Source organism: Streptomyces sp. NPDC047982 (genome assembly GCF_043204165.1).
Classification (GTDB): Bacteria; Actinomycetota; Actinomycetes; order Streptomycetales; family Streptomycetaceae; genus Streptomyces.
The window spans coordinates 1-18,708 of the sequence record NZ_JBIDBS010000037.1; the positions used below are offsets into that span (position 1 = coordinate 1).

The window sequence follows — 18,708 nt, forward strand, 5'->3', positions numbered from 1 at the left end:
AATCCACACCAAACCGGAAGGCCCTCACCCGTTCAAGATCCCTCAGCCGAGATCTGGCTCACCCGTCCACAACCTCCCGGGACAGAACACCTAGTCGAGCAGGCGAGGGGTGAGCGCCCCGCACGGCACGAGGTCCATCTCTCCCCCGGCCTCCCGCAGATCCGCGAGCACCAGCTCGTCGTACATCAGCAGCCCCGACTGCTGCGGCCAGACGATCGCCCATAGCCAGAGCCCGCGCGCCTCGCCCGCGAAGACCGCGCGGTCCTGGGGGGCGCCCTTGACGTGCCAGAGCGGGGTGGGGCGTCCGGCTGCGAGCATCTTGACGTCGGGCGGGCCGTCGACGTCCAGATACGGGCCGGGGTCCGGTCCCTCGATTCCGGCGTACCGCGCCCCGAGGCCGACGCCGAGCTCCTCGGTGACGAGCAGCAGCTCACCCATGCCGCCGACCGGGCCGGGGCCGGAGCAGGCGACGGCGGTCGCCCGGCCGCCGCTGCGCTCGTCGCCCGCGCTCGCGACACCGGTGTACAGCCAGCCCACCGGCAGTGGCCAGGGCATCCACACCGGCACGCGGGCTCGGCGCACGACCGCTCCCAGTGCCTCGACGCTCGGCGGGACGACCGGCTGCAGCGGGTACACGCCACCGTGCACGGAGCACTGCCAGGTGTCGGCGAAGAGACCGGGCGCCCTGACCCGGCCTCCGCACTTCGGGCAACTGGGTTCGCCCCTCATAGCGACCAACGGTCCTCCAGGACCGGCGCCGCGTCAAGGCGATCAACGTCCGCAGCGGCCTGACCAGGACAAATAGATGCATATCGCACCCATTAGGCCGTCCAACTTGCTCTGTGAGGTCTACAGCGAACCGGCGACCCAGTAGAGAGCGAGCAGCCCCATGCGGGGAGAGGATCCGTTCGACCAGGGAGCAGGCGGCATCCTGCGCCAGCCGAAGGCCGTCCGGTCGCGCGGCGGGGCCTCGCGTCGGCGGGACCGCACATCCGGCGGTACGGGAGGCCACGCGTCCAGCAGTGGGGATGCCTCGCGTCCGGCGACACCGGGGCACCACGCCTCCAGCGTGTGCTACACGTCCAGCGGTACGGAGCCACGCAGCGGATCCCGCAGGTCCGTGCCGTGCGAGAGCCACCGCTCCTGGAGCGCCTGCGCGCCCCGAACTCGCTTCCAGGCGGCCTCGTTGGCCGTCATCGGCAGCAGCGGCAGGAAGCGCACCGGATCCCTCCCCCGCCCCGCCGCGTCCACCCCGGGACCCGGATCGAGATCCAGGTCCTCGACCAGGCCGCCCGACTCGGCGACCAGTACGGAGCTGAACGGCGCCCCGGGCCAGAGCGGTTCACCGACCTCCAGCGAGGCGCCGGGCGCCACGATCACCCCCTCGACCTGCGGGGAGGCGGCCAGCACCGCCAGCGGGCGCAGCACCTTGTCGGTGTCGGCGAGTCCGGCGCGCACGGACAGCAGCAGTTCGGCGCGCGGGCCCTTCACCGGATCCACGAGGGTGGCGGTCGGGTCCGTCATGGGGTGGGCGGACATGCCGAGCGTGGCATAGCGCACCACATCGCCGTCGATGAAGCGGAGCACCTCGATCCGGTCAGTGCCGAGGAACGTCACCGCGGCACGCGCGTCCGGTTCACCGAGGGCCGTCAGTAGCCGGGCCTCGACCAGCGCAAGAATTTCTCCCATCCAGCGAGCATAGGACGCGTATGGAACGGGCAAAGTAAGGGATTGACCCTCGGGCGGCTGATAGTGTTGGCCGCTGGTCGGGGCGTAACGCAGAAGCGTTCCTCTCGGTCCCGACGACACGTCATCCCCTACGGGGGACCGGCTGGAGGAGGTGGGGCTGCCATGGATCGAAGTCGATCGTGCAGTACGACCGCTCTTCCGCCCCACACCCTTCCCCCGGTGATCTGAAGCCTTCCCGGTCGGGGTCCAAGGCATCGCGTACGACGGAAGAGCCCCCTTTTCTGCCTGTCCGTAGCGACCGCCGTCCTCGTGTCGCCCCGGTGCCGCCCGCTTTGCGGACGTGAGCCCACGTCCTCGTTCCGGGCTGTTCCACGCGCCCGACGACGGCCCTCCGTGAAGGAGTCAGCCATGTCGATGATCCGCGACCTGCGTGCCGCCGTGCGCCCGTCCCTGCGCAGGAACAGCACCATTCACCACCTCTACGACGCCACTCGTGACCCGTCCGTCTCCAGCGCGGTCGTGGACTGCGCGGTCTACCGCGACGGCCGGAGGGTGGAGAGCGGCGTCTGCCGCACCCCGCACGAGGCGATGCTCCAGGTGCGGGAGGCGGGCGGCTTCGCCTGGATCGGCCTGCACGAGCCGACCGAGGAGGAATTCGCCGGGATCGCCCGGGAGTTCGGCCTCCACCCGCTGGCCGTCGAGGACGCGGTCCACGCCCACCAGCGGCCCAAGCTGGAGCGGTACGACGACACGCTGTTCACCGTCTTCAAGACCATCCACTACGTCGAGCACGCCGAACTCACCGCGACCAGCGAGGTCGTGGAGACCGGCGAGGTGATGTGCTTCACCGGCCGGGACTTCGTCATCACCGTGCGGCACGGCGGTCACGGCTCGCTGCGCGCGCTGCGGCACCGGCTCCAGGACGACCCCGAACTGCTGGCCAAGGGCCCCTCCGCGGTCCTGCACTCCATCGCGGACCACGTCGTCGACGGTTACATCGCGGTGGCGGGCGCCGTGCAGGAGGACATCGACGAGGTGGAGACCGAGGTCTTCTCCACCCCCACGAAGGGCAGTCCGCGCGGCTCGGACGCCGGCCGGATCTACCAGCTGAAGCGTGAGGTCATGGAGTTCAAGCGGGCCGTCTCGCCGCTGCTGCGGCCGATGCAACTGCTGAGCGAACGGCCGATGCGGCTCATCGACCCCGACATCCAGAAGTACTTCCGCGATGTCGCCGACCATCTGGCACGGGTGCACGAGGAGGTCATCGGCTTCGACGAGCTGCTGAACTCGATCCTCCAGGCCAGCCTCGCGCAGGCGACCGTCGCGCAGAACGAGGACATGCGCAAGATCACGTCCTGGGCGGCCATCGTCGCCGTACCGACGATGATCTGCGGTGTCTACGGCATGAACTTCGAGCACATGCCCGAGCTGGGCTGGAAGTACGGCTATCCGATGGTGCTGGGCGTCATCGGGGTGGTCTGCTTCTCGATCCACCGCACGCTCAAGCGCAACGGCTGGCTCTGAACCGCCTCCCCCGGGGGCCCGTCCGCGGTTGCCCATAGAGTTCAGGGTATGAATGCTGCTGCCGCTGACGCGCCGTTGGACCGGGCCCTGGTCGAGGAGGCCACCAAGAAGTCCGGTCTCATCTGGGTGCGGGGCACCGGCCCCGCCCGGGCCCTGTGGCACGTGTGGCACGAGGGGGCGGCGTATCTGGTGGGCGACGGCCCCGGCGAACAGCCGTTCCCGGCCGGTCTCACCGACGGGTCCACCGCCGAGGTGACCGTGCGCAGCAAGGACAAGGGCGGTCGGCTGGTCGTCTGGACGGCCGCCGTGTCGGAGACGGCGCCGCACTCCGAGGAGTGGGAGACAGCCGTCGGCGAGCTCAGGAACAAGCGGCTCAACGCGCCGGACGCCGAGCGGATCTGGGAGCGGTGGGCGCGTGAGTGCCGGGTGCTGCGCCTGGTCCCCGGCGAGGTCCGTACCCGGATGCCGGACGGTTCGCTGGCCGCGGCGCCGCTGCCGACGCCCGCGACCACCCGGCGGCCGGTTCCGGCCGGGCTGCCGCGGCTGCTGAAGCGCGGGCGCAAGGGCTGACCCGGGGCCCGGGAGCGTACCGACTGCGCAACGACCGTGTGCCCCGTACCGGCTGCGCGACGGACTTGCCCGTACCGGCTGCGCGACGGACACGGCCCCGGGTGGGCTCGGCAGGCGCCGCCGGCCGCCCTGGTCGTCCCGTGCCGGGTGCTGCGCACCGCACGCACCGGGCCCGGGCTCAGGGCGAGGTCCTGGGCAACTGCTGCCCGTAGTCGACCGTCTCCTGCTTCCCCGGCGCCTCCAGCGGGAATTCCCGGCCCCATTCCGACAGCGTCACGGTCCCGCCCCCGCCGCCGCGTGCGAACCGCAGCGGGTACGGCGTGCCCTCCAGGGCGACGTCGAGTGTGCCGCCCTCGCCCTTTCCGCCCATGATCTGGATGGTGCGGGCCGCTCCGACCTTCGTCCGCTCGCCCTTGTTGAGCGTGCCGTGCAGGTTGAGCACTCCGTCGAGCAGCGTCTTCTTGTCCGTGAAACCGCGCAACTGCTTGTACGTGGGATCGTCCTTTGGCACCTTGACGTACTTGTTCTGGAGCTTGTCGGCGGCGTCCTCGCCCGCCGCGGTGTCCGCCCCGGGCTTCTCCTCATGGCTCCAGAACGCGGCGTCCGCCTTGAGGTACAGCTCGTCACCGATCCGCAGCAGCTCGAAGGTGGTGTCCTTCAGGGCGACGGAACCTGCGCCGCCATCGCCCCTGAGCCGCATGTCCAGCTTGTACGTGCCGTCCTTGCCGACCAGCGTCCCCGCGAGGTGCACCGCGTCGGCGGTGTCGGCGGCGGTCCGCGCCTTCTTCTCGATCCGCTCGGCGGAGAGCTTGCCGACGCCGTTGGTCCCCTTGTCCGGGTCCTCGCCCGCACATGCCGTGAGGGCTGCGGACAGCCCCGCGCAGAGCACGACGGCGAGGGCGGTCCGGCGTCGGGCCCGGGCGGGCGGCACCACGGAAACGGTCACTGGACGCACTGCCTCTCAATCTGCGTGGCGGTTCACCTGTCCGGCGGTTCACCCGCGTGGCGGGGTGGCAGACCGCAGCGTACCCGTGCCGATCACACCGCCCGGCACAGAGGCGTACGGAGCGCTCCGCCGGGGCGACACGGGACGGTACGGGCTAGCCTGATCCCGTCATAACGGATGATTGACGGCCAAACAGGCCGGACGACGAAGTCGTACACGGAAGAGACCGCGGAGCCGTAACGCGGCGGAGTCGTGCCCGGTCGGAATCGTTCACGGCCGGAGTCGTCCACGGAGGAGACGGAAGAAGGAGACGCACCATGGCGGCAGGCGCCCCCAGGGTCTTCGTCTCGCATCTCGCCGGCGTCCCGGTCTTCGATCCCAACGGTGACCAGGTGGGCCGGGTCCGCGACCTGGTCGCGATGCTCCGCGTCGGCGGACGGCCGCCCCGGCTGCTCGGTCTCGTCGTCGAGATGCTGACCAGGCGCCGGATCTTCCTTCCGATCACCCGTGTCACGGGGATCGAGTCCGGTCAGGTCATCACCACCGGCGTGGTCAACATGCGCCGCTTCGAGCAGCGCCCGACCGAGCGTCTGGTGCTCGGGGAGTTCCTGGACCGGCGCGTCCGGCTCGTGGAGACCGGCGAGGAGGTCACCATCCTCGACGTCGCCATCCAGCAGTTGCCGGCCCGTCGCGACTGGGAGATCGACAAGTACTTCGTGCGCAGGGGCCGGGGCGGAGCGCTGCGGCGCAAGGGCGAGACGCTGACGGTCGAGTGGTCGGCGGTCAGCGGGTTCTCGCTGGAGGAGGAGGGGCAGGGGGCCGAGTCCCTGGTCGCCACGTTCGAGCGGCTGCGCCCGACCGACGTGGCCAACGCGCTGCACCACCTGTCGCCGAAAAGGCGGTCGGAGGTCGCCGCCGCACTCGACGACGAGCGGCTCGCCGATGTCCTGGAGGAGCTGCCCGGGGACGACCAGGTGGAGATCATCGGCAAGCTCCAGGAGGAACGCGCGGCCGACGTCCTGGAGGCCATGGACCCGGACGACGCGGCCGACCTGCTGTCCGAACTGCCCGAGGAGGACAAGGAGCGGCTGCTCACGCTGATGCGCCCGGGCGACGCGGCGGACGTGCGGCGCCTGATGTCGTACGAGGAGCGAACGGCGGGCGGCCTGATGACGACCGAGCCGATCATCCTGCGGCCGGACGCGACGGTCGCCGACGCGCTCGCCCGGGTCCGGCAGGCGGACCTGTCCCCGGCGCTCGCCGCGCAGGTGTACGTGTGCCGGTCCCCGGACGAGACCCCGACCGGCAAGTACCTGGGCACCATCCACTTCCAGCGGCTGCTGCGGGACCCGCCGTACGCCCTGGTCGGTTCGATCGTCGACAGCGACCTCGTCCCGTTGACACCGGACACCCCGCTGCCGGCCGTGACCAGCTATCTGGCCGCGTACAACCTGGTCTCGGCGCCGGTCGTGGACGAGAGCGGTTCGCTGCTCGGCGCGGTGACCGTCGACGACGTGCTCGACCACCTACTGCCCGAGGACTGGCGGGAGACCGACTTCCGCGGCGAGGGGGAGACCGCCCATGGCCGGTGAGGACCGCGCGAAGGCCGCGACGACCGGTGCCTCGGGCATCGTGCGCCCTCCCCGCTACCGGCTGGACCAGCCGAAGGCCCCGCGGCCGAGGCTGCTGCCCGCGTACGACCCCGAGGCGTTCGGCCGACTCTCCGAACGGATCGCCCGGTTCCTGGGCACGTGGCGCTTCATCTCCTGGATGACGCTGTTCATCATCGTCTGGGTGGTGTGGAACGTCTTCGCTCCCGCGCCCTGGCGGTTCGACCCGTTTCCGTTCATCTTCCTGACGCTCATGCTGTCGCTCCAGGCGTCGTACGCGGCGCCGCTGATCCTGCTCGCGCAGAACCGGCAGGCCGACCGCGACCGGGTGACCTACGAGCAGGACCGCAAGCAGAACGAGCGCTCCATCGCGGACACCGAGTTCCTCACCCGGGAGATCGCGGCCCTGCGGATGGGGCTGGGCGAGGTCGCCACCCGTGACTGGATCCGCTCCGAACTGGCGGACCTCGTGAGGGAGCTGGACGACCGGCGCGCCCTGTGGCGGGCCGAGGGCGAGGAAGGCCGCTGAGGGAGCTAATCGCGCGTAACGTCACCCGCCACCACCCTCAACGAGCGCTGCGCGCACCCGCCCTCCCGTCACCCGCCACCACCCTCAACGAGCGCTGCGCGCACCCGCCCTCCCGTCACCCGCCACCACCCTCAACGAGCGCTGCGCGCACCCGTACTATCGAGGTATGGCTACGGAAGACGCGGTGCGCGAGGCACTGGCGACGGTGAACGACCCGGAGATCCACCGCCCGATCACCGAACTCGGCATGGTGAAATCGGTCGAGGTCGGCGCTGACGGTGCGGTCGCTGTCACGGTCTATCTCACGGTCTCGGGCTGCCCGATGCGCGAGACGATCACCAAGAGCGTGACCGACGCGGTCGCCCGCGTGGAGGGCGTCTCGCGGGTCGACGTCACGCTCGACGTGATGAGCGACGAGCAGCGCAAGGAGCTGGCGGCCTCGCTCCGCGGCGGCACGGCGGAGCGCGAGGTGCCGTTCGCCAAGCCGGGCTCGCTGACCCGGGTCTACGCGGTCGCGTCCGGAAAGGGCGGCGTCGGCAAGTCGTCGGTCACGGTGAATCTGGCGGCGGCGATGGCGGCCGACGGCCTCAAGGTCGGTGTCGTGGACGCCGACATCTACGGCCACAGCGTGCCCCGGATGCTCGGCGCCGACGGGAAGCCGACCCAGGTCGAGAACATGATCATGCCGCCCGCGGCGCACGGCGTGAAGGTCATCTCCATCGGCATGTTCACCCCGGGCAACGCGCCGGTGGTGTGGCGCGGGCCGATGCTGCACCGCGCGCTCCAGCAGTTCCTCGCCGACGTGTACTGGGGCGACCTGGACGTCCTGCTGCTCGACCTGCCGCCGGGGACGGGCGACATCGCGATCTCGGTCGCGCAGCTCGTGCCGAACGCCGAGATCCTCGTCGTCACGACGCCGCAGCAGGCGGCGGCCGAGGTCGCCGAGCGGGCCGGGTCGATCGCCGTGCAGACGCATCAGAAAATCGCCGGTGTCGTCGAGAACATGTCGGGCATGCCGTGCCCGCACTGCGGCGAGATGGTCGACGTGTTCGGCACGGGCGGCGGCGCCAGGGTCGCGGAGGGCCTGACCCGGACGGTCGGCGCGGAGGTGCCGGTGCTCGGCGCCATCCCGATCGACGTACGGCTGCGCGAGGGCGGCGACGAGGGCAGGCCGGTCGTCCTGTCCGACCCCGACTCCCCCGCGGGCAAGGCGTTGCGCACCATCGCGGACAAGCTCGGCAACCGCCGTCGCGGTCTCTCCGGCATGTCGCTGGGCATCACCCCGCGCAACAAGTTCTGAGCACCATCACGCCGTATGCCCGCTGTACGTGTGCCCGGGCACGCGCGCAGCGGGCATACGGCATCCGCTACGCGTAGGCCGCGATGTCCTCGACGACCGAGAAGCCCAGTCCGTACGCGCTCATCCCGCGCCCGTACGCGCCGATGTGCACCTCACCCGGCGCCGACCCGGCCAGCACCCAGCCGAACTCGGACTCGCGGTAGTGGAACGGCACGGGGACGCCGTCCACCGGCAGGGACAGCGTCGACCACACAGGCCCGTCCAGGTCGTCGGCGAGTTCGAACGCCGTCTCCGTCTGCTGGCTCAGCCAGTCGTCACGCAGCGCGTGGTCCAGATGGGCGGGCCAGGTGCAGGCGAGCAGCCCGAATCCGGCCAGCCAGGCGGCGGAGGAGACCGTCGTCGCGTCCAGCAGTCCGGTGCCGTCGCCGCTGCGCCGCTCCGGGCCCCCGGCCACCGTCACGACGACCGCGAACCGCTGCCGCTCGCCGCCCGGGTCGGTGCGTACCGACGGCTCGTCGCCGTGGCCGATGGAACCGTGCCGCACCGGGCCGTCCGCCGCGGCGCCGATCTGCATCAGCCGTCGCGGTCCGGTGAAGGCGCCGTCCAGTTCGTACCAGGGAAACGGAGCGGCCAGGAAACCATCGACCACGCGCCGGGCAGCCGACGTCCCCTCGGCGGTGACTGTGCCCGGCGCGTCCTCCGCGCCCACCCGACTGGTCGTCTCCATCTGCCCGGCCGCCTCCTCGATCCATGGGGGTCCGGAGCGGCCCGCCCCCCGCGGGCCTCCTCACAACCGGACAGATGGAGAATAGCCATACCGTCCGGGCGACCCGGGATTGACCACCGTCAGGTGGCGTCGGCGTCGAACGGCGGGTGATCGTCCTTCGCGGACTGCGGACGCTTCTTGAGCAGGTCCGGAGTGCCGACGGCGCCGCCCGTCGAACGGCTCGGCGCGCCGCTCCGGGAGTCGGCGGATTCCGCGGCCGCGGACTCCCGGCCGTTCACCGCGTCGGTGACCTCGGACAAGTCCTTGCGCAGGTCGAAGCTTTCGCGGATCTCGTTCAGCCCGAGTTCGTCACCGCCCGCCGCGAGCTGCTTGCGAACGAACGTCTTGGGATTGAGGTCCTCGAACTCGAAGTCCTTGAACTCCGGCCCCAGCTCCGAGCGGATGTCGTGCTTGGCGTTCTCCGAGAACTCACGGACCTTGCGGACGAAGCGCGAGGCGTCCTGGATGACCTTGGGGAGCTTGTCCGGACCGAAGATCAGCATGCCCAGGATCGCGAGCGTCAGCACCTCCATGACGCCTATGTCATTGAACACCTTGTTGCCCCTCGTGTTCTCCGCGACCAGGGTGGTTGCGGTCCGGACCCGCTCCACGGTACCCGCCGGAACTGCCCGCGCGGTAGCGCCCCACGGCCGTCAGCCGCCGGTTGCCGACCCGAGCGTCACAGAGATGGACAGCTTTTTACCACCGCGGGTCAGTCCGAGGTCCAGACGGTCGCCGGGCCGGTGCGCCCGGATCTTCACGATCAGTTCCTCGCCGCTGTGCACCCGTCGGCCGTCGACCTCGGTGATGACGTCCCCCGGCCTGATCCCGGCCTTCGCCCCGGGCCCGCCGGGCGTCACCGCGGGCTTTCCCTCCGCGCCCTCGGCACCGACCTTGGCGCCGTCGCCCGTGTACTTCATGTCGAGCGTGACACCGATCACGGGGTGCGTGGCCCTGCCGGTGTTGATCAGTTCCTCGGCGACACGCTTGCCCTGGTTGATCGGTATGGCGAAGCCGAGACCGATGGACCCCGACTGTCCGCCGTCGGTGCCGGAGCCGCCGTCGGCGGCGCGGATGGCGCTGTTGATGCCTATGACGTGGGCGTCGCCGTCGACGAGCGGTCCGCCGGAGTTGCCGGGATTGATCGGGGCGTCGGTCTGCAGCGCGTCGACGTAGCTGATGTCGCTGCCGTCGCCCTTCTCGCCGCCCGCGGTGATCGGGCGGTCCTTGGCGCTGATGATGCCCGAGGTCACCGTGTTGGACAGCTCGAAGGGGGCGCCGATGGCCACCACGGGGTCACCGACCCGCACGTTGTCGGAGTTGCCCAGCGGCAGCGGCTTGAGGCCGGACACACCGGTGACCTTGACCACCGCGAGGTCGTAGCCGCTGTCCTTGCCGACCACCTCGGCGCGCGCGGTCTCGCCGCCGCTGAACGTCACGGTGATCCGGCCGGCGGAACCGGCGGGGGCCACGACGTGGTTGTTGGTGAGGATGTGGCCCGACTTGTCGAGCACGAAACCGGTGCCGGTACCGGCCTCGCTGGTACCGCTGGCGTGGAGCGTGACCACGCTGGGCAGGGCGCTGGCTGCGATGCCCGCGACGCTGTCGGGGGCCCGGCCGCCGTCGCTCCGGCCGGCCTGCGGGAGCTCGACGCGGGTGAGGCCGCCGTTGCGCTCGACGTAGGCGCCGACCCCGCCGCCGATCCCGCCCGCCACCAGGGCGAGGAGCAGCGCGCCGACGAGGACCGAACCCCGCCGGTTCTTCCTGCTCCCGCCGTCGGCGCCGAGCGGCGGGCCGGGGTGGGACAGCGGTTCGCGTGGGGCGCCCCAGGGGTCGTACTGGAGCCACTGCGTCGACTGGACCGGCGGTGTCGACTGGGCCGCCGGTGTCGGCTGCGCCGGGTGGGCGCCGGGCTGCGGCAGCGGCTGCGGAGACCCTGCCGGGGGTGGGAATCCGGGCTCCGGCGCGGTACGGATGCCCGCGCCGTTCGTCCCCGCGTAGGGCGGGGGCACGGGGGTGCCGTGCGCCGGGGTCGGGACCGGCCGCTGCACGGGGGGCGCGGGGGCCCAGGGGCCAGGTTCCCCGTATGGCGGGGTGCTGTACTCGTCGGGCTCGTGCAGCGGTCGCGTCGGCCGCGCCGCCGGTACGAGCGCCGCGGGCCCGGGCGCGGGCGCCGGGCAGGCGGTCCCGGGCACGGAGGACGACGCCGCGGCCCCGGCCGTGTGGGACGGAGAGGCTGAGTCGGCCGGGGGCGCCGGGGGCGCGGTCTCGGGCGCGTCGGCGGGCAACGCGGCGTCCTCGGGGAAGAACGGCTCGTCCGGCCCTGTGCGGGGGGTATGTCCCGGCGCGGGCCGACTCCACCACTTCGCCTTCGGCCCGGTGGACTTCGCGTCTTCCATCTTCTCCCCGCAACTGCCGCGACCGGCCTGCGCGCCCCGGGCGGGGCGCCTCTCCCGGAACTCCACCCGGAATTCAACCAGGTTTGCGACTGTCTGCGCAGACCTCGTTCAGCGCCGGGTGGGGTTCACCGCCGGGAGGAGAGCGGCGTGCCCTGCTCCGTGGGAGTCGGGAGGGCCGTGGCCGGAGAGGGCGTCCAGGACGGCACCGGTGACGTAGGTGGCAACGTCGAGGCGGGCCGTCCCAGCACCTGGGCGAACAACGGGGTGGTGCCGGTCGGACGTATCAGCGGCGGCGCCGACACATGGGGCAGGACCTGGACATCGAGCGTGTTGAGCAGGAGATCCGGGCCCCCGGAGAGGTCCGGGAGGCCGGTGGTGGACGCGGAGAGCACGGGGGCGGCGTAGGGCACGGCCGGGGCGGTCGGCGGGTCGGTGGGGGTGCCCGCGCGGTCGTACGCCTCCGTCGTGGCGGGGGCGCTCTGGCCGCTTCCGCCGCGACGGCCCGTCGAGCTGTCGCTCTCGCCGCTTCCGCCACGACGGCCCGCCGAGCTGCCGCTCTCGCCGCGGGGGGTGTCGAGCGGGGTCACGGCGTTCCCGGCGCCGGCCGCCCTGACCGGGGCGCCGGGACCGGCCCCGGTCTGGAGGGCGCCGCCCAGCGCGATGGCCGCCAGCGACACCGCACCGGCGGCGGCGAAGGCGAACCTCCGGCCGCGCGACGCCGCCCGGTCCGTCTCGCGGCCGACCTCGTGGATCCGGAAGCCTGTGCGGGCGGATGCCCCGGGCAGCCGGAAGGCCCCTCGCGCGGAGCCGCCGGGCAGCCGGAAATCGGCGCTGGAGGATCCGCGCGGGAGGACGGCGGTGGAGCCGGGCCGGTCCGGGAGGTAGCCGAAATCGCCCAGCCCCGGGTTCCGCTCGGCGTCCGTACGGCTGCCGGGCCGGCGGACCATGGGCAGGAACACGTCGGTGAACCGCCCGGAGTCGCCGAACGGTCCTCCGCGACCGTCGTCGTCACCCCACGGGCCCCCGGGAAGGCCCTGCAGCCGAGCAAGGAGCCCCTCGGACGGCGACGGCGGGGCCGACTGCGCGAAGACGCTCTTCAAGCGGCGCTGAGCCGCGGCCTCGGCCTTGCACTTGGCGCAGGTCGCGAGGTGGGCCAGCACCCGCTCGCGGACGTCGTGTTTCAGCTCGCCGTCGACAAGCGCGGCGAGCCGGTCCCCCAGGTGCTGTTCCGCGGGGGTCGGACCCGTTCCGCTCACGCCGTTCCGCCCTCCCCTGCCAGGATGGCGCTCGCCAGCGAGGGCCGCTTGACGCGCCGGGCCCCGGGCGAACGGTGCTGCAACGCCTTGCGCAGGTGCGAGCGTCCGCGGTGGATGCGGCTGCGCACGGTGCCGAGCTTCACACCCAGCGTCGCGGCGATCTCCTCGTACGAAAGACCCTCGATGTCACAGAGCACGACGGCGGCGCGGAACTCGGGCGCGAGGGTGTCCAGCGCCTGCTGCACGTCCGCGTCGAAGTGGGCGTCGTTGAAGACCTGCTGCGGGGACGGCTCACGGCTCGGCAGCCGCTCGGCGGCGTCGTCGCCGAGGGAGTCGAAACGAATCCGCTGCTTGCGGCGGACCATGTCCAGGAACAGGTTGGTCGTAATGCGGTGCAGCCAGCCCTCGAACGTGCCCGGCGTGTAGGTCGACAGCGACCGGAACACGCGGACGAAGACCTCCTGCGTGAGGTCCTCCGCGTCGTGCTGGTTGCCCGTCAGACGGTAGGCGAGGCGGTAGACCCGGCCGCTGTGCGTGCTGACGATCTCTTCCCAAGAGGGCGGTGTCCACGCCTGGGAGTCCGCATCTGAGGCGAAGGTCGCGGTCGGCGCGAAGTCGGCGGAAGAACGGTCAGCGATGTCGGTCACGGATTTCGGCTCACCAGCCGACCTGAGAAAGCGCCTGAGCACTCCTCCCCGATCCGCAGGCGCAGCCGCACCTCCCCTATCGGCTCTGGTGGTGTCCAGCGGAGTCCCTACCATAACCACCTCGCCCGTTAGCTCCGGATAAGCCTTTTTTCCTGCTGGGGCCGGGAATCTCCCCGGAACAGCTGCCCGTCGCCCCGGCCCGGTCCTACGGGCCGTTTTCCACGGGCTCTCCCCGCGCCGTACAACGTCCGGTCCCATCTGCGGGTTCCCGGGCACAGCCGATACAGTCACCGTTGCGCCAACTACGGGGACAGGAGAGGGTCATTACCGCCAACCGGCAGACGAGCTGGGCGTTCGCCGACGCCTTTGTCGCCGAGGACGATGCGATGCTCTGGGCCCGGGACCGGGCCCGGGAGTCAGGGCTTCGCCCGGTGTCACCAGGTACCGGCGCCGCGCTGCGCTTGCTCGCTGCCACGACGGACGCCAAGGCCGTGGCCGAAATCGGCACCGGGACCGGCGTGTCCGGACTCTATCTGTTGTACGGGATGCGGCCCGACGGGGTGCTCACCACCGTCGACCCGGAGCCCGAGCGCCAGCAGTTCGCCCGCGAGGCGTTCCGCGCGGCGGGCTTCGCCGCCAATCGGGCCCGTTTCATTCCCGGGCGCGCCCTGGACGTGCTGCCGCGGCTCGCGGACGGCGGATACGACCTGGTGTTCTGCGACGGGGACCGGCTGGAATGCCTGGACTATCTCGCCGAATCGTTGCGCCTGCTGCGCCCCGGTGGTCTGGTCTGCTTCGAGGGCGTCTTCGCCGACGGCCGCACGGTCGACGCGGCGGCGCAGCCCGCGGAGGTGCTGCGGCTGCGGGAACTGCTGCGGGCTGTGCGGGAAAGCCAGGAGCTGATGGGGACGTTGCTGCCGGTGGGCAACGGACTGCTCTGCGCGGTGCGGCGGGGCTGACGCGGCGTACGCGAGGAACGCGACCAGGGCGTGTTTCGAAAGTGGCGTCGTCCGCCCGAAGGGCGGGGCCCGCGGCGTCCGGTGGGGTGCATCGCAAGGCGGAGGGTCGTCCTCGTACGGGGCGTACGTGGACGGTGCCGACAACGTGGCGAGGCGCCGTGCCAGGCGTCGCGGGCCAGACGGGACTTTCGAAAGAACACGCCCTGGGCGCGGAGGGAGCGGACGGTCGCGGGCGGCTGCCGACGGCATGGGCGCGGGCAGGCGGCGCGGCGCGGCGAACGACAGAAGGACCGGTCACGAAGCGTCATTGCCCCGGCACGAACATCCGTGCCGGGGCAATGACGAAATATGGCGCCTCTGCTTCAGCCGACGACCTTCTTGAGCGCGTCACCGAGCGCATCGGCCTCGTCCGGCGTCAGCTCCACGACAAGCCGACCACCGCCTTCGAGCGGAACGCGCATGACGATGCCCCGCCCCTCCTTGGTCACCTCGAGCGGGCCGTCGCCCGTCCGCGGCTTCATGGCCGCCATGCTCGTTCCCCTTCCTGAAACCAGCTCGTCGCAACCGGCGGCCCCATGACAGGCGCTGTGTCACCGGCATCGAACACATTGCTTCCCGGCCATTATCCCGCATCACAGACCCCAATGACCAACATCGGTAGGCATCGCTTGCGCAACGCGCGCGCCCAAAACCACCCAATTCGGCGATCGGCCTGCGATACTCCGCCTTCTTCGCCCCCTCACCGGAAAACATTTGAGCACGATTGTTAGACGCAGGTCACATGTTCGCTCGTGCCCGGGTCGGCCATGCTTGCCCGGACAACACATCGTCCGAGGCGCAGAAGGAGACAGCGACATGGCCGACGAGACGGCGAACAGCCTGCTCTACGAGGTGAGCGACGGGCTCGCGACGATCACGATCAACCGTCCCGACGCGATGAACGCGCTGGACACCGCGGTCAAGGCGGCGCTGCGCGACGCGTTGCGGTCGGCGGCGGCCGACACCTCCGTGCGGGCCGTGCTGCTCACCGCGACGGGGCGCGCCTTCTGCGTGGGCCAGGATCTGAAGGAGCACGTCGGAAAGCTCGCAGAGGCCCGTGAGTCGGGCAGCGGCAATGCGCTGAGCACCGTGCGGGAGCACTACAACCCGATCGTGCGGGCCATCACCGAAATGCCCAAGCCGGTCGTGGCCGGGGTGAACGGTGTCGCGGCCGGGGCCGGCTTCGGGTTCGCGCTCGCCTGCGACTACCGGGTGGCCGCGGACACCGCCTCCTTCAACACGTCCTTCGCCGGGGTCGCGCTCACCGCCGACTCGGGCGTCTCCTGGACGCTGCCCCGGCTGATCGGGCAGAGCCGCGCCGCCGACCTGCTGTTCTTCCCGCGTTCGGTCTCCGCGCGCGAAGCCCATGAGCTGGGCATCGTGAACAAGCTGGTGGCCGCCGCGGACCTGGCGGCCGAGGCGGTCGCGGTGGCCCGTGCCCTGGCCGACGGTCCGACGGTGGCGTACGCCTCGCTCAAGGAGTCCCTGGCCTACGGCGCCGCCCACGGTCTGAGCGAGGCGCTGGAGAAGGAGGACGAGCTCCAGACGAAGGCGGGCGTGTCCGAGGACCACACGATCGCGGTGCAGGCTTTCCTGAACAAGGAGAGGCCGAAGTACCGGGGCCGGTGACCGGCTGAGGGAGCCCCGTCCGTGCGGACAGGCGCGCGCACGGACGGGCGACCGCCTCGCGGTGGCGTCGGCGCACGGCCGAAGGCCGCCGCGCGGCGACGGTGTACGGCCGGGGCCCGCGCGGAAAGGCGTACGGCCCCGGTCAGGACGCGGAGCCGGGCTCCCCGCCGCGCGCCACGCAGTCGGCCAAGTGGTCGTCGACCAGGCCGCACGCCTGCATCAGGGCGTAGGCCGTCGTCGGCCCGACAAAACGCAGGCCGCGCTTCTTGAGGCCCTTGGCGAGCGCCGTGGACTCGGGGGTGACCGCGGGCACGTCCTGGACGGTACGCGGGACCGGGCGGCCGGCCGGGTCGGGGGCGTGGGACCAGATCAGCTCGTCCAGTTCGCCCGGGCTCCAGCCCGCCAGCACCCTGGCGTTGGCGAGGGTCGCGTCAATCTTCGCCCGGTTGCGGATGATCCCGGCGTCGGCGAGGAGACGGTCCTTGTCCGCGTCGGTGAACTCCGCCACGGCGGGGATCTTGAACCCGGCGAAGGCGGAGCGGAAGCCCTCCCGGCGGCGCAGGATCGTCAGCCAGGACAGGCCCGACTGGAACGCCTCCAGGCAGAGCCGTTCGAAAAGGGCGTCGTCGCCGTGGACGGGACGGCCCCATTCGGTGTCGTGGTACGCGAGGTAGTCCTCGGTGGAGAGCCCCCAAGGGCAGCGCGGGCCGCCGTCCGGTGCCGTCATCGTGCCGCCGCTCATCGTCGGGGCTCCTCTCCGGGTCGTTCCGCACTCCGTGGATCGCGTCCTCGGGGGTCGCCCTGCTGGGCGTCGTGCTGCTGCGGATCGTGCTTCCGCAGGTCGCTCTGCTGGGCGTCGTGCTGCTGCGGATCGTGCTTCCGAGGGTCGTGCCAGGGGTCCTGTCCCGTGTCACTCGCGGAGCCGGTGTCCTGCGGCAAGGCGTCCCACGGCGACTCCGAGCGCTCCTCGGGCCGCTCCCGGGCCTCTCGCGCCCCGTCCTTCGCCGCTTCCGGCGCCGGGTGCGGACCGTCCTCCGGCCGCTCGACGAGACCGGGGCCGTCGGCACCGGCCGTCCGGGCGTCGGCCAGCGCCGCCTCCAACTCCGCGATCCGCGCGTCCCGCTCGGCGAGTTCGGCACCGAGCCGGTCGAGCGCCTCGTCGACGTCCGTCATGCGGTAGCCCCGCACGGCCACCGGCAGTCGCAGCGCCTCGACATCCGCGCGGCCGACCGGCCGCGTCGCGGGCAGCGGGTCCGTAAGTTGCTCGGGGGCCGTGTCCTGAAGGACGGCGCCCTTTCCTCCGCCGACCACCGCGAGGGTCACCGCGGCCACGACCACCACCATCGTCAGCAGCAAGAACCAGAACACGCGCATCTCCCCGGGAGCGGAAACCTGTCCGCGTCCGATCGTGCCACGCGCCACTGACAACCGGTGCCGCTCCCGGTCCCGGTGACCACCCCCTGCCCGCTCCGCGACCGCCGAACCCGTGGCTCCCCGGGACGACGGATTCCGCGGTTCCTCGTCCGAACCCTTCCGCGTCGGACGAGGAACCGGTGCCGTCACGGGGCAACATCCGCCTGGGAGGATGCGCGGGCCATCGGCCGACGCCGCGAGCAAGGGGGTCTCCCCCTGCTCGAACTGCTCGAACGAACTCGAACGAAGCTGAGAGCCCGGGGAAGTGCAGGGTGGCGCGACGGGCGGACGTCGCCGGGAGTGGCACCGGGGAGTGCCGTCGAAGTAGCGTCGTCCGCCCGGAGGGCGGGCCGGGCGGCGCCCGGCAGCGGGACCTTGACGACACGGCCCGGGGTCGCAGACGACCACGGGTGATCTACCAGAGGAGAAACGCGGTATGCGAAGCGGTGCGCTCAGGCTGGGACGGCGCGAGTTCGACGCGCACGAGCCGGTGATCATGGCGATCGTGAACCGTACTCCGGACTCCTTCTACGACCAGGGCGCCACGTTCCTGGACGAGCCCGCGCTGGCCCGGGTCGAGCAGGCGATCGCGGACGGGGCGGCGATCATCGACATCGGCGGGGTGAAGGCCGGTCCCGGCGAAGAGGTGACCGCCGAGGAGGAGGCCCGTCGCACGGTCGGGTTCGTCGCGGAGGTACGACGCCGCCACCCGGACGTGGTGATCAGCGTCGACACCTGGCGCCACGACGTCGGGGAGGCGGTCTGCGAGGCCGGCGCGGACGTCCTGAACGACGCGTGGGGCGGCGTCGACCCGAAGCTCGCGGAGGTCGCCGCGCGGTACGGCGCCGGTCTGGTGTGCACGCACGCGGGCGGCGCCGAACCACGGACCAGGCCGCACCGGGTCGCGTACGAGGACGTGATGGCGGACGTCCTGCGGGTGACGGTGGGGCTGGCCGAGCGGGCGGTCGGGCTGGGCGTGCGGCAGGACGGGATCATGATCGACCCCGGTCACGACTTCGGGAAGAACACCCGGCACTCGCTGGAGGCGACGCGCAGGCTCGACGAGATGGCGCAGACCGGGTGGCCGGTCCTGGTCTCGCTGTCCAACAAGGACTTCGTGGGCGAGACGCTCGACCGGCCGGTCAAGGAGCGGGTGATCGGGACGCTCGCGACGACGGCCGTCTCGGCGTGGCTGGGGGCGCGGGTGTACCGGGTGCACGAGGTGGCGGAGACGCGTCAGGTGCTGGACATGGTCGCGTCGATCGCGGGGCACCGGGAGCCCGCGGTGGCGCGGCGCGGACTGGCCTGACGGTCCGGCTCCCGTGCGCGGAGGCCACCAGAAGTGCGCTCCCGCGCCCGGAGGCCACCACGCGCCCTCCCGTGCGCGGGGGCCACCGAGTGCACTCCCATGCCCGGAAGCCACCAAGTACGC

At 71.9% G+C, this 18,708-nt stretch carries 18 protein-coding genes and 1 pseudogene; 8 read left to right on the forward strand and 11 right to left on the reverse strand.

Going from position 1 to position 18,708, the window contains the following annotated elements; genetic code table 11:
* Nucleotides 1–90: 90 nt before the first annotated feature.
* A complete protein-coding gene (locus ACGF2V_RS29785; RefSeq protein WP_362627432.1) occupies nucleotides 91–729 on the reverse strand; it encodes a DUF6758 family protein in 639 nt (212 codons plus the stop codon).
* 345 nt (nucleotides 730–1,074) lie between these two features.
* Nucleotides 1,075–1,689 carry a suppressor of fused domain protein gene (locus tag ACGF2V_RS29790; protein WP_362627435.1) on the reverse strand — a complete coding sequence of 205 codons (615 nt, stop codon included), beginning with the start codon at nucleotides 1,687–1,689 and terminating at the stop codon, nucleotides 1,075–1,077.
* Between the two features lie 408 nt (nucleotides 1,690–2,097).
* On the opposite strand from ACGF2V_RS29790, the gene ACGF2V_RS29795 reads away from it, so the two are divergent.
* Complete coding sequence (locus tag ACGF2V_RS29795) at nucleotides 2,098–3,213, forward strand: magnesium and cobalt transport protein CorA (RefSeq protein WP_362627438.1); 1,116 nt, start codon at nucleotides 2,098–2,100, stop codon at nucleotides 3,211–3,213.
* Between the two features lie 48 nt (nucleotides 3,214–3,261).
* Nucleotides 3,262–3,783: a hypothetical protein gene (locus tag ACGF2V_RS29800; RefSeq protein ID WP_362627441.1), complete on the forward strand. Its 522-nt coding sequence runs from the start codon at nucleotides 3,262–3,264 to the stop codon at nucleotides 3,781–3,783.
* 178 nt (nucleotides 3,784–3,961) lie between these two features.
* On the opposite strand, the gene ACGF2V_RS29805 is transcribed toward ACGF2V_RS29800, so the two are convergent.
* Entirely contained in the window at nucleotides 3,962–4,729 is a 768-nt protein-coding gene (locus ACGF2V_RS29805; RefSeq protein WP_362627444.1) for a hypothetical protein, read from the reverse strand.
* 317 nt (nucleotides 4,730–5,046) lie between these two features.
* On the opposite strand from ACGF2V_RS29805, the gene ACGF2V_RS29810 reads away from it, so the two are divergent.
* The 3 genes from ACGF2V_RS29810 (at nucleotide 5,047) to ACGF2V_RS29820 (ending at nucleotide 8,168) form a co-directional block, all read left to right on the forward strand.
* Nucleotides 5,047–6,321 (forward strand): magnesium transporter MgtE N-terminal domain-containing protein, encoded by a 1,275-nt coding sequence (locus tag ACGF2V_RS29810; protein ID WP_362627447.1) that lies wholly within the window; start codon nucleotides 5,047–5,049, stop codon nucleotides 6,319–6,321.
* Complete coding sequence (locus tag ACGF2V_RS29815) at nucleotides 6,311–6,868, forward strand: DUF1003 domain-containing protein (protein WP_362627450.1); 558 nt, start codon at nucleotides 6,311–6,313, stop codon at nucleotides 6,866–6,868. The genes ACGF2V_RS29810 and ACGF2V_RS29815 overlap by 11 nt, the downstream gene beginning before the upstream one ends.
* Nucleotides 6,869–7,034: 166 nt before the next feature.
* Nucleotides 7,035–8,168, forward strand: a complete 1,134-nt coding sequence (locus ACGF2V_RS29820) for an Mrp/NBP35 family ATP-binding protein (RefSeq protein ID WP_362627453.1) — start codon at nucleotides 7,035–7,037, stop codon at nucleotides 8,166–8,168.
* 67 nt (nucleotides 8,169–8,235) lie between these two features.
* Here the strand turns inward: ACGF2V_RS29820 and ACGF2V_RS29825 are convergent, their stop codons facing one another.
* The 5 genes from ACGF2V_RS29825 to sigE form a co-directional block, all read right to left on the reverse strand.
* Nucleotides 8,236–8,895, reverse strand: a complete 660-nt coding sequence (locus ACGF2V_RS29825; RefSeq protein WP_362627457.1) for a hypothetical protein — start codon at nucleotides 8,893–8,895, stop codon at nucleotides 8,236–8,238.
* Nucleotides 8,896–9,014: 119 nt separating this feature from the next.
* On the reverse strand, nucleotides 9,015–9,488 hold the full coding sequence (locus tag ACGF2V_RS29830) for a sec-independent translocase (RefSeq protein ID WP_362710758.1): 474 nt from the start codon (nucleotides 9,486–9,488) through the stop codon (nucleotides 9,015–9,017).
* Nucleotides 9,489–9,587: 99 nt separating this feature from the next.
* Complete coding sequence (locus ACGF2V_RS29835) at nucleotides 9,588–11,333, reverse strand: trypsin-like peptidase domain-containing protein (RefSeq protein ID WP_362627460.1); 1,746 nt, start codon at nucleotides 11,331–11,333, stop codon at nucleotides 9,588–9,590.
* Between the two features lie 125 nt (nucleotides 11,334–11,458).
* Nucleotides 11,459–12,589 carry a zf-HC2 domain-containing protein gene (locus ACGF2V_RS29840; RefSeq protein ID WP_362710755.1) on the reverse strand — a complete coding sequence of 377 codons (1,131 nt, stop codon included), beginning with the start codon at nucleotides 12,587–12,589 and terminating at the stop codon, nucleotides 11,459–11,461.
* Nucleotides 12,586–13,350 carry an RNA polymerase sigma factor SigE gene (sigE, locus tag ACGF2V_RS29845; protein WP_362627466.1) on the reverse strand — a complete coding sequence of 255 codons (765 nt, stop codon included), beginning with the start codon at nucleotides 13,348–13,350 and terminating at the stop codon, nucleotides 12,586–12,588. The genes ACGF2V_RS29840 and sigE overlap by 4 nt, the downstream gene beginning before the upstream one ends.
* Before the next feature lie 179 nt (nucleotides 13,351–13,529).
* On the opposite strand from sigE, the gene ACGF2V_RS29850 reads away from it, so the two are divergent.
* Complete coding sequence (locus tag ACGF2V_RS29850; RefSeq protein WP_362627469.1) at nucleotides 13,530–14,195, forward strand: O-methyltransferase; 666 nt, start codon at nucleotides 13,530–13,532, stop codon at nucleotides 14,193–14,195.
* A 362-nt stretch (nucleotides 14,196–14,557) separates the two neighbouring features.
* Here ACGF2V_RS29850 and ACGF2V_RS29855 read toward each other — a convergent pair whose 3' ends face one another.
* Nucleotides 14,558–14,725 carry a DUF3117 domain-containing protein gene (locus tag ACGF2V_RS29855; protein ID WP_003966491.1) on the reverse strand — a complete coding sequence of 56 codons (168 nt, stop codon included), beginning with the start codon at nucleotides 14,723–14,725 and terminating at the stop codon, nucleotides 14,558–14,560.
* Nucleotides 14,726–15,050: 325 nt separating this feature from the next.
* Between ACGF2V_RS29855 and ACGF2V_RS29860 the strand changes: the two genes are divergently transcribed.
* Complete coding sequence (locus ACGF2V_RS29860) at nucleotides 15,051–15,863, forward strand: enoyl-CoA hydratase-related protein (RefSeq protein ID WP_362627472.1); 813 nt, start codon at nucleotides 15,051–15,053, stop codon at nucleotides 15,861–15,863.
* 142 nt (nucleotides 15,864–16,005) lie between these two features.
* Here ACGF2V_RS29860 and ACGF2V_RS29865 read toward each other — a convergent pair whose 3' ends face one another.
* Both ACGF2V_RS29865 and ACGF2V_RS29870 read right to left on the reverse strand, forming a co-directional pair.
* On the reverse strand, nucleotides 16,006–16,605 hold the full coding sequence (locus ACGF2V_RS29865) for a DNA-3-methyladenine glycosylase I (RefSeq protein ID WP_362710752.1): 600 nt from the start codon (nucleotides 16,603–16,605) through the stop codon (nucleotides 16,006–16,008).
* 254 nt (nucleotides 16,606–16,859) lie between these two features.
* A pseudogene (locus ACGF2V_RS29870) lies at nucleotides 16,860–17,231 on the reverse strand (DivIVA domain-containing protein); the annotation flags it as partial.
* A 481-nt stretch (nucleotides 17,232–17,712) separates the two neighbouring features.
* On the opposite strand from ACGF2V_RS29870, the gene folP reads away from it, so the two are divergent.
* On the forward strand, nucleotides 17,713–18,585 hold the full coding sequence (gene folP, locus ACGF2V_RS29875) for a dihydropteroate synthase (protein ID WP_362627478.1): 873 nt from the start codon (nucleotides 17,713–17,715) through the stop codon (nucleotides 18,583–18,585).
* The last annotated feature ends 123 nt before the right edge of the window (nucleotides 18,586–18,708 follow it).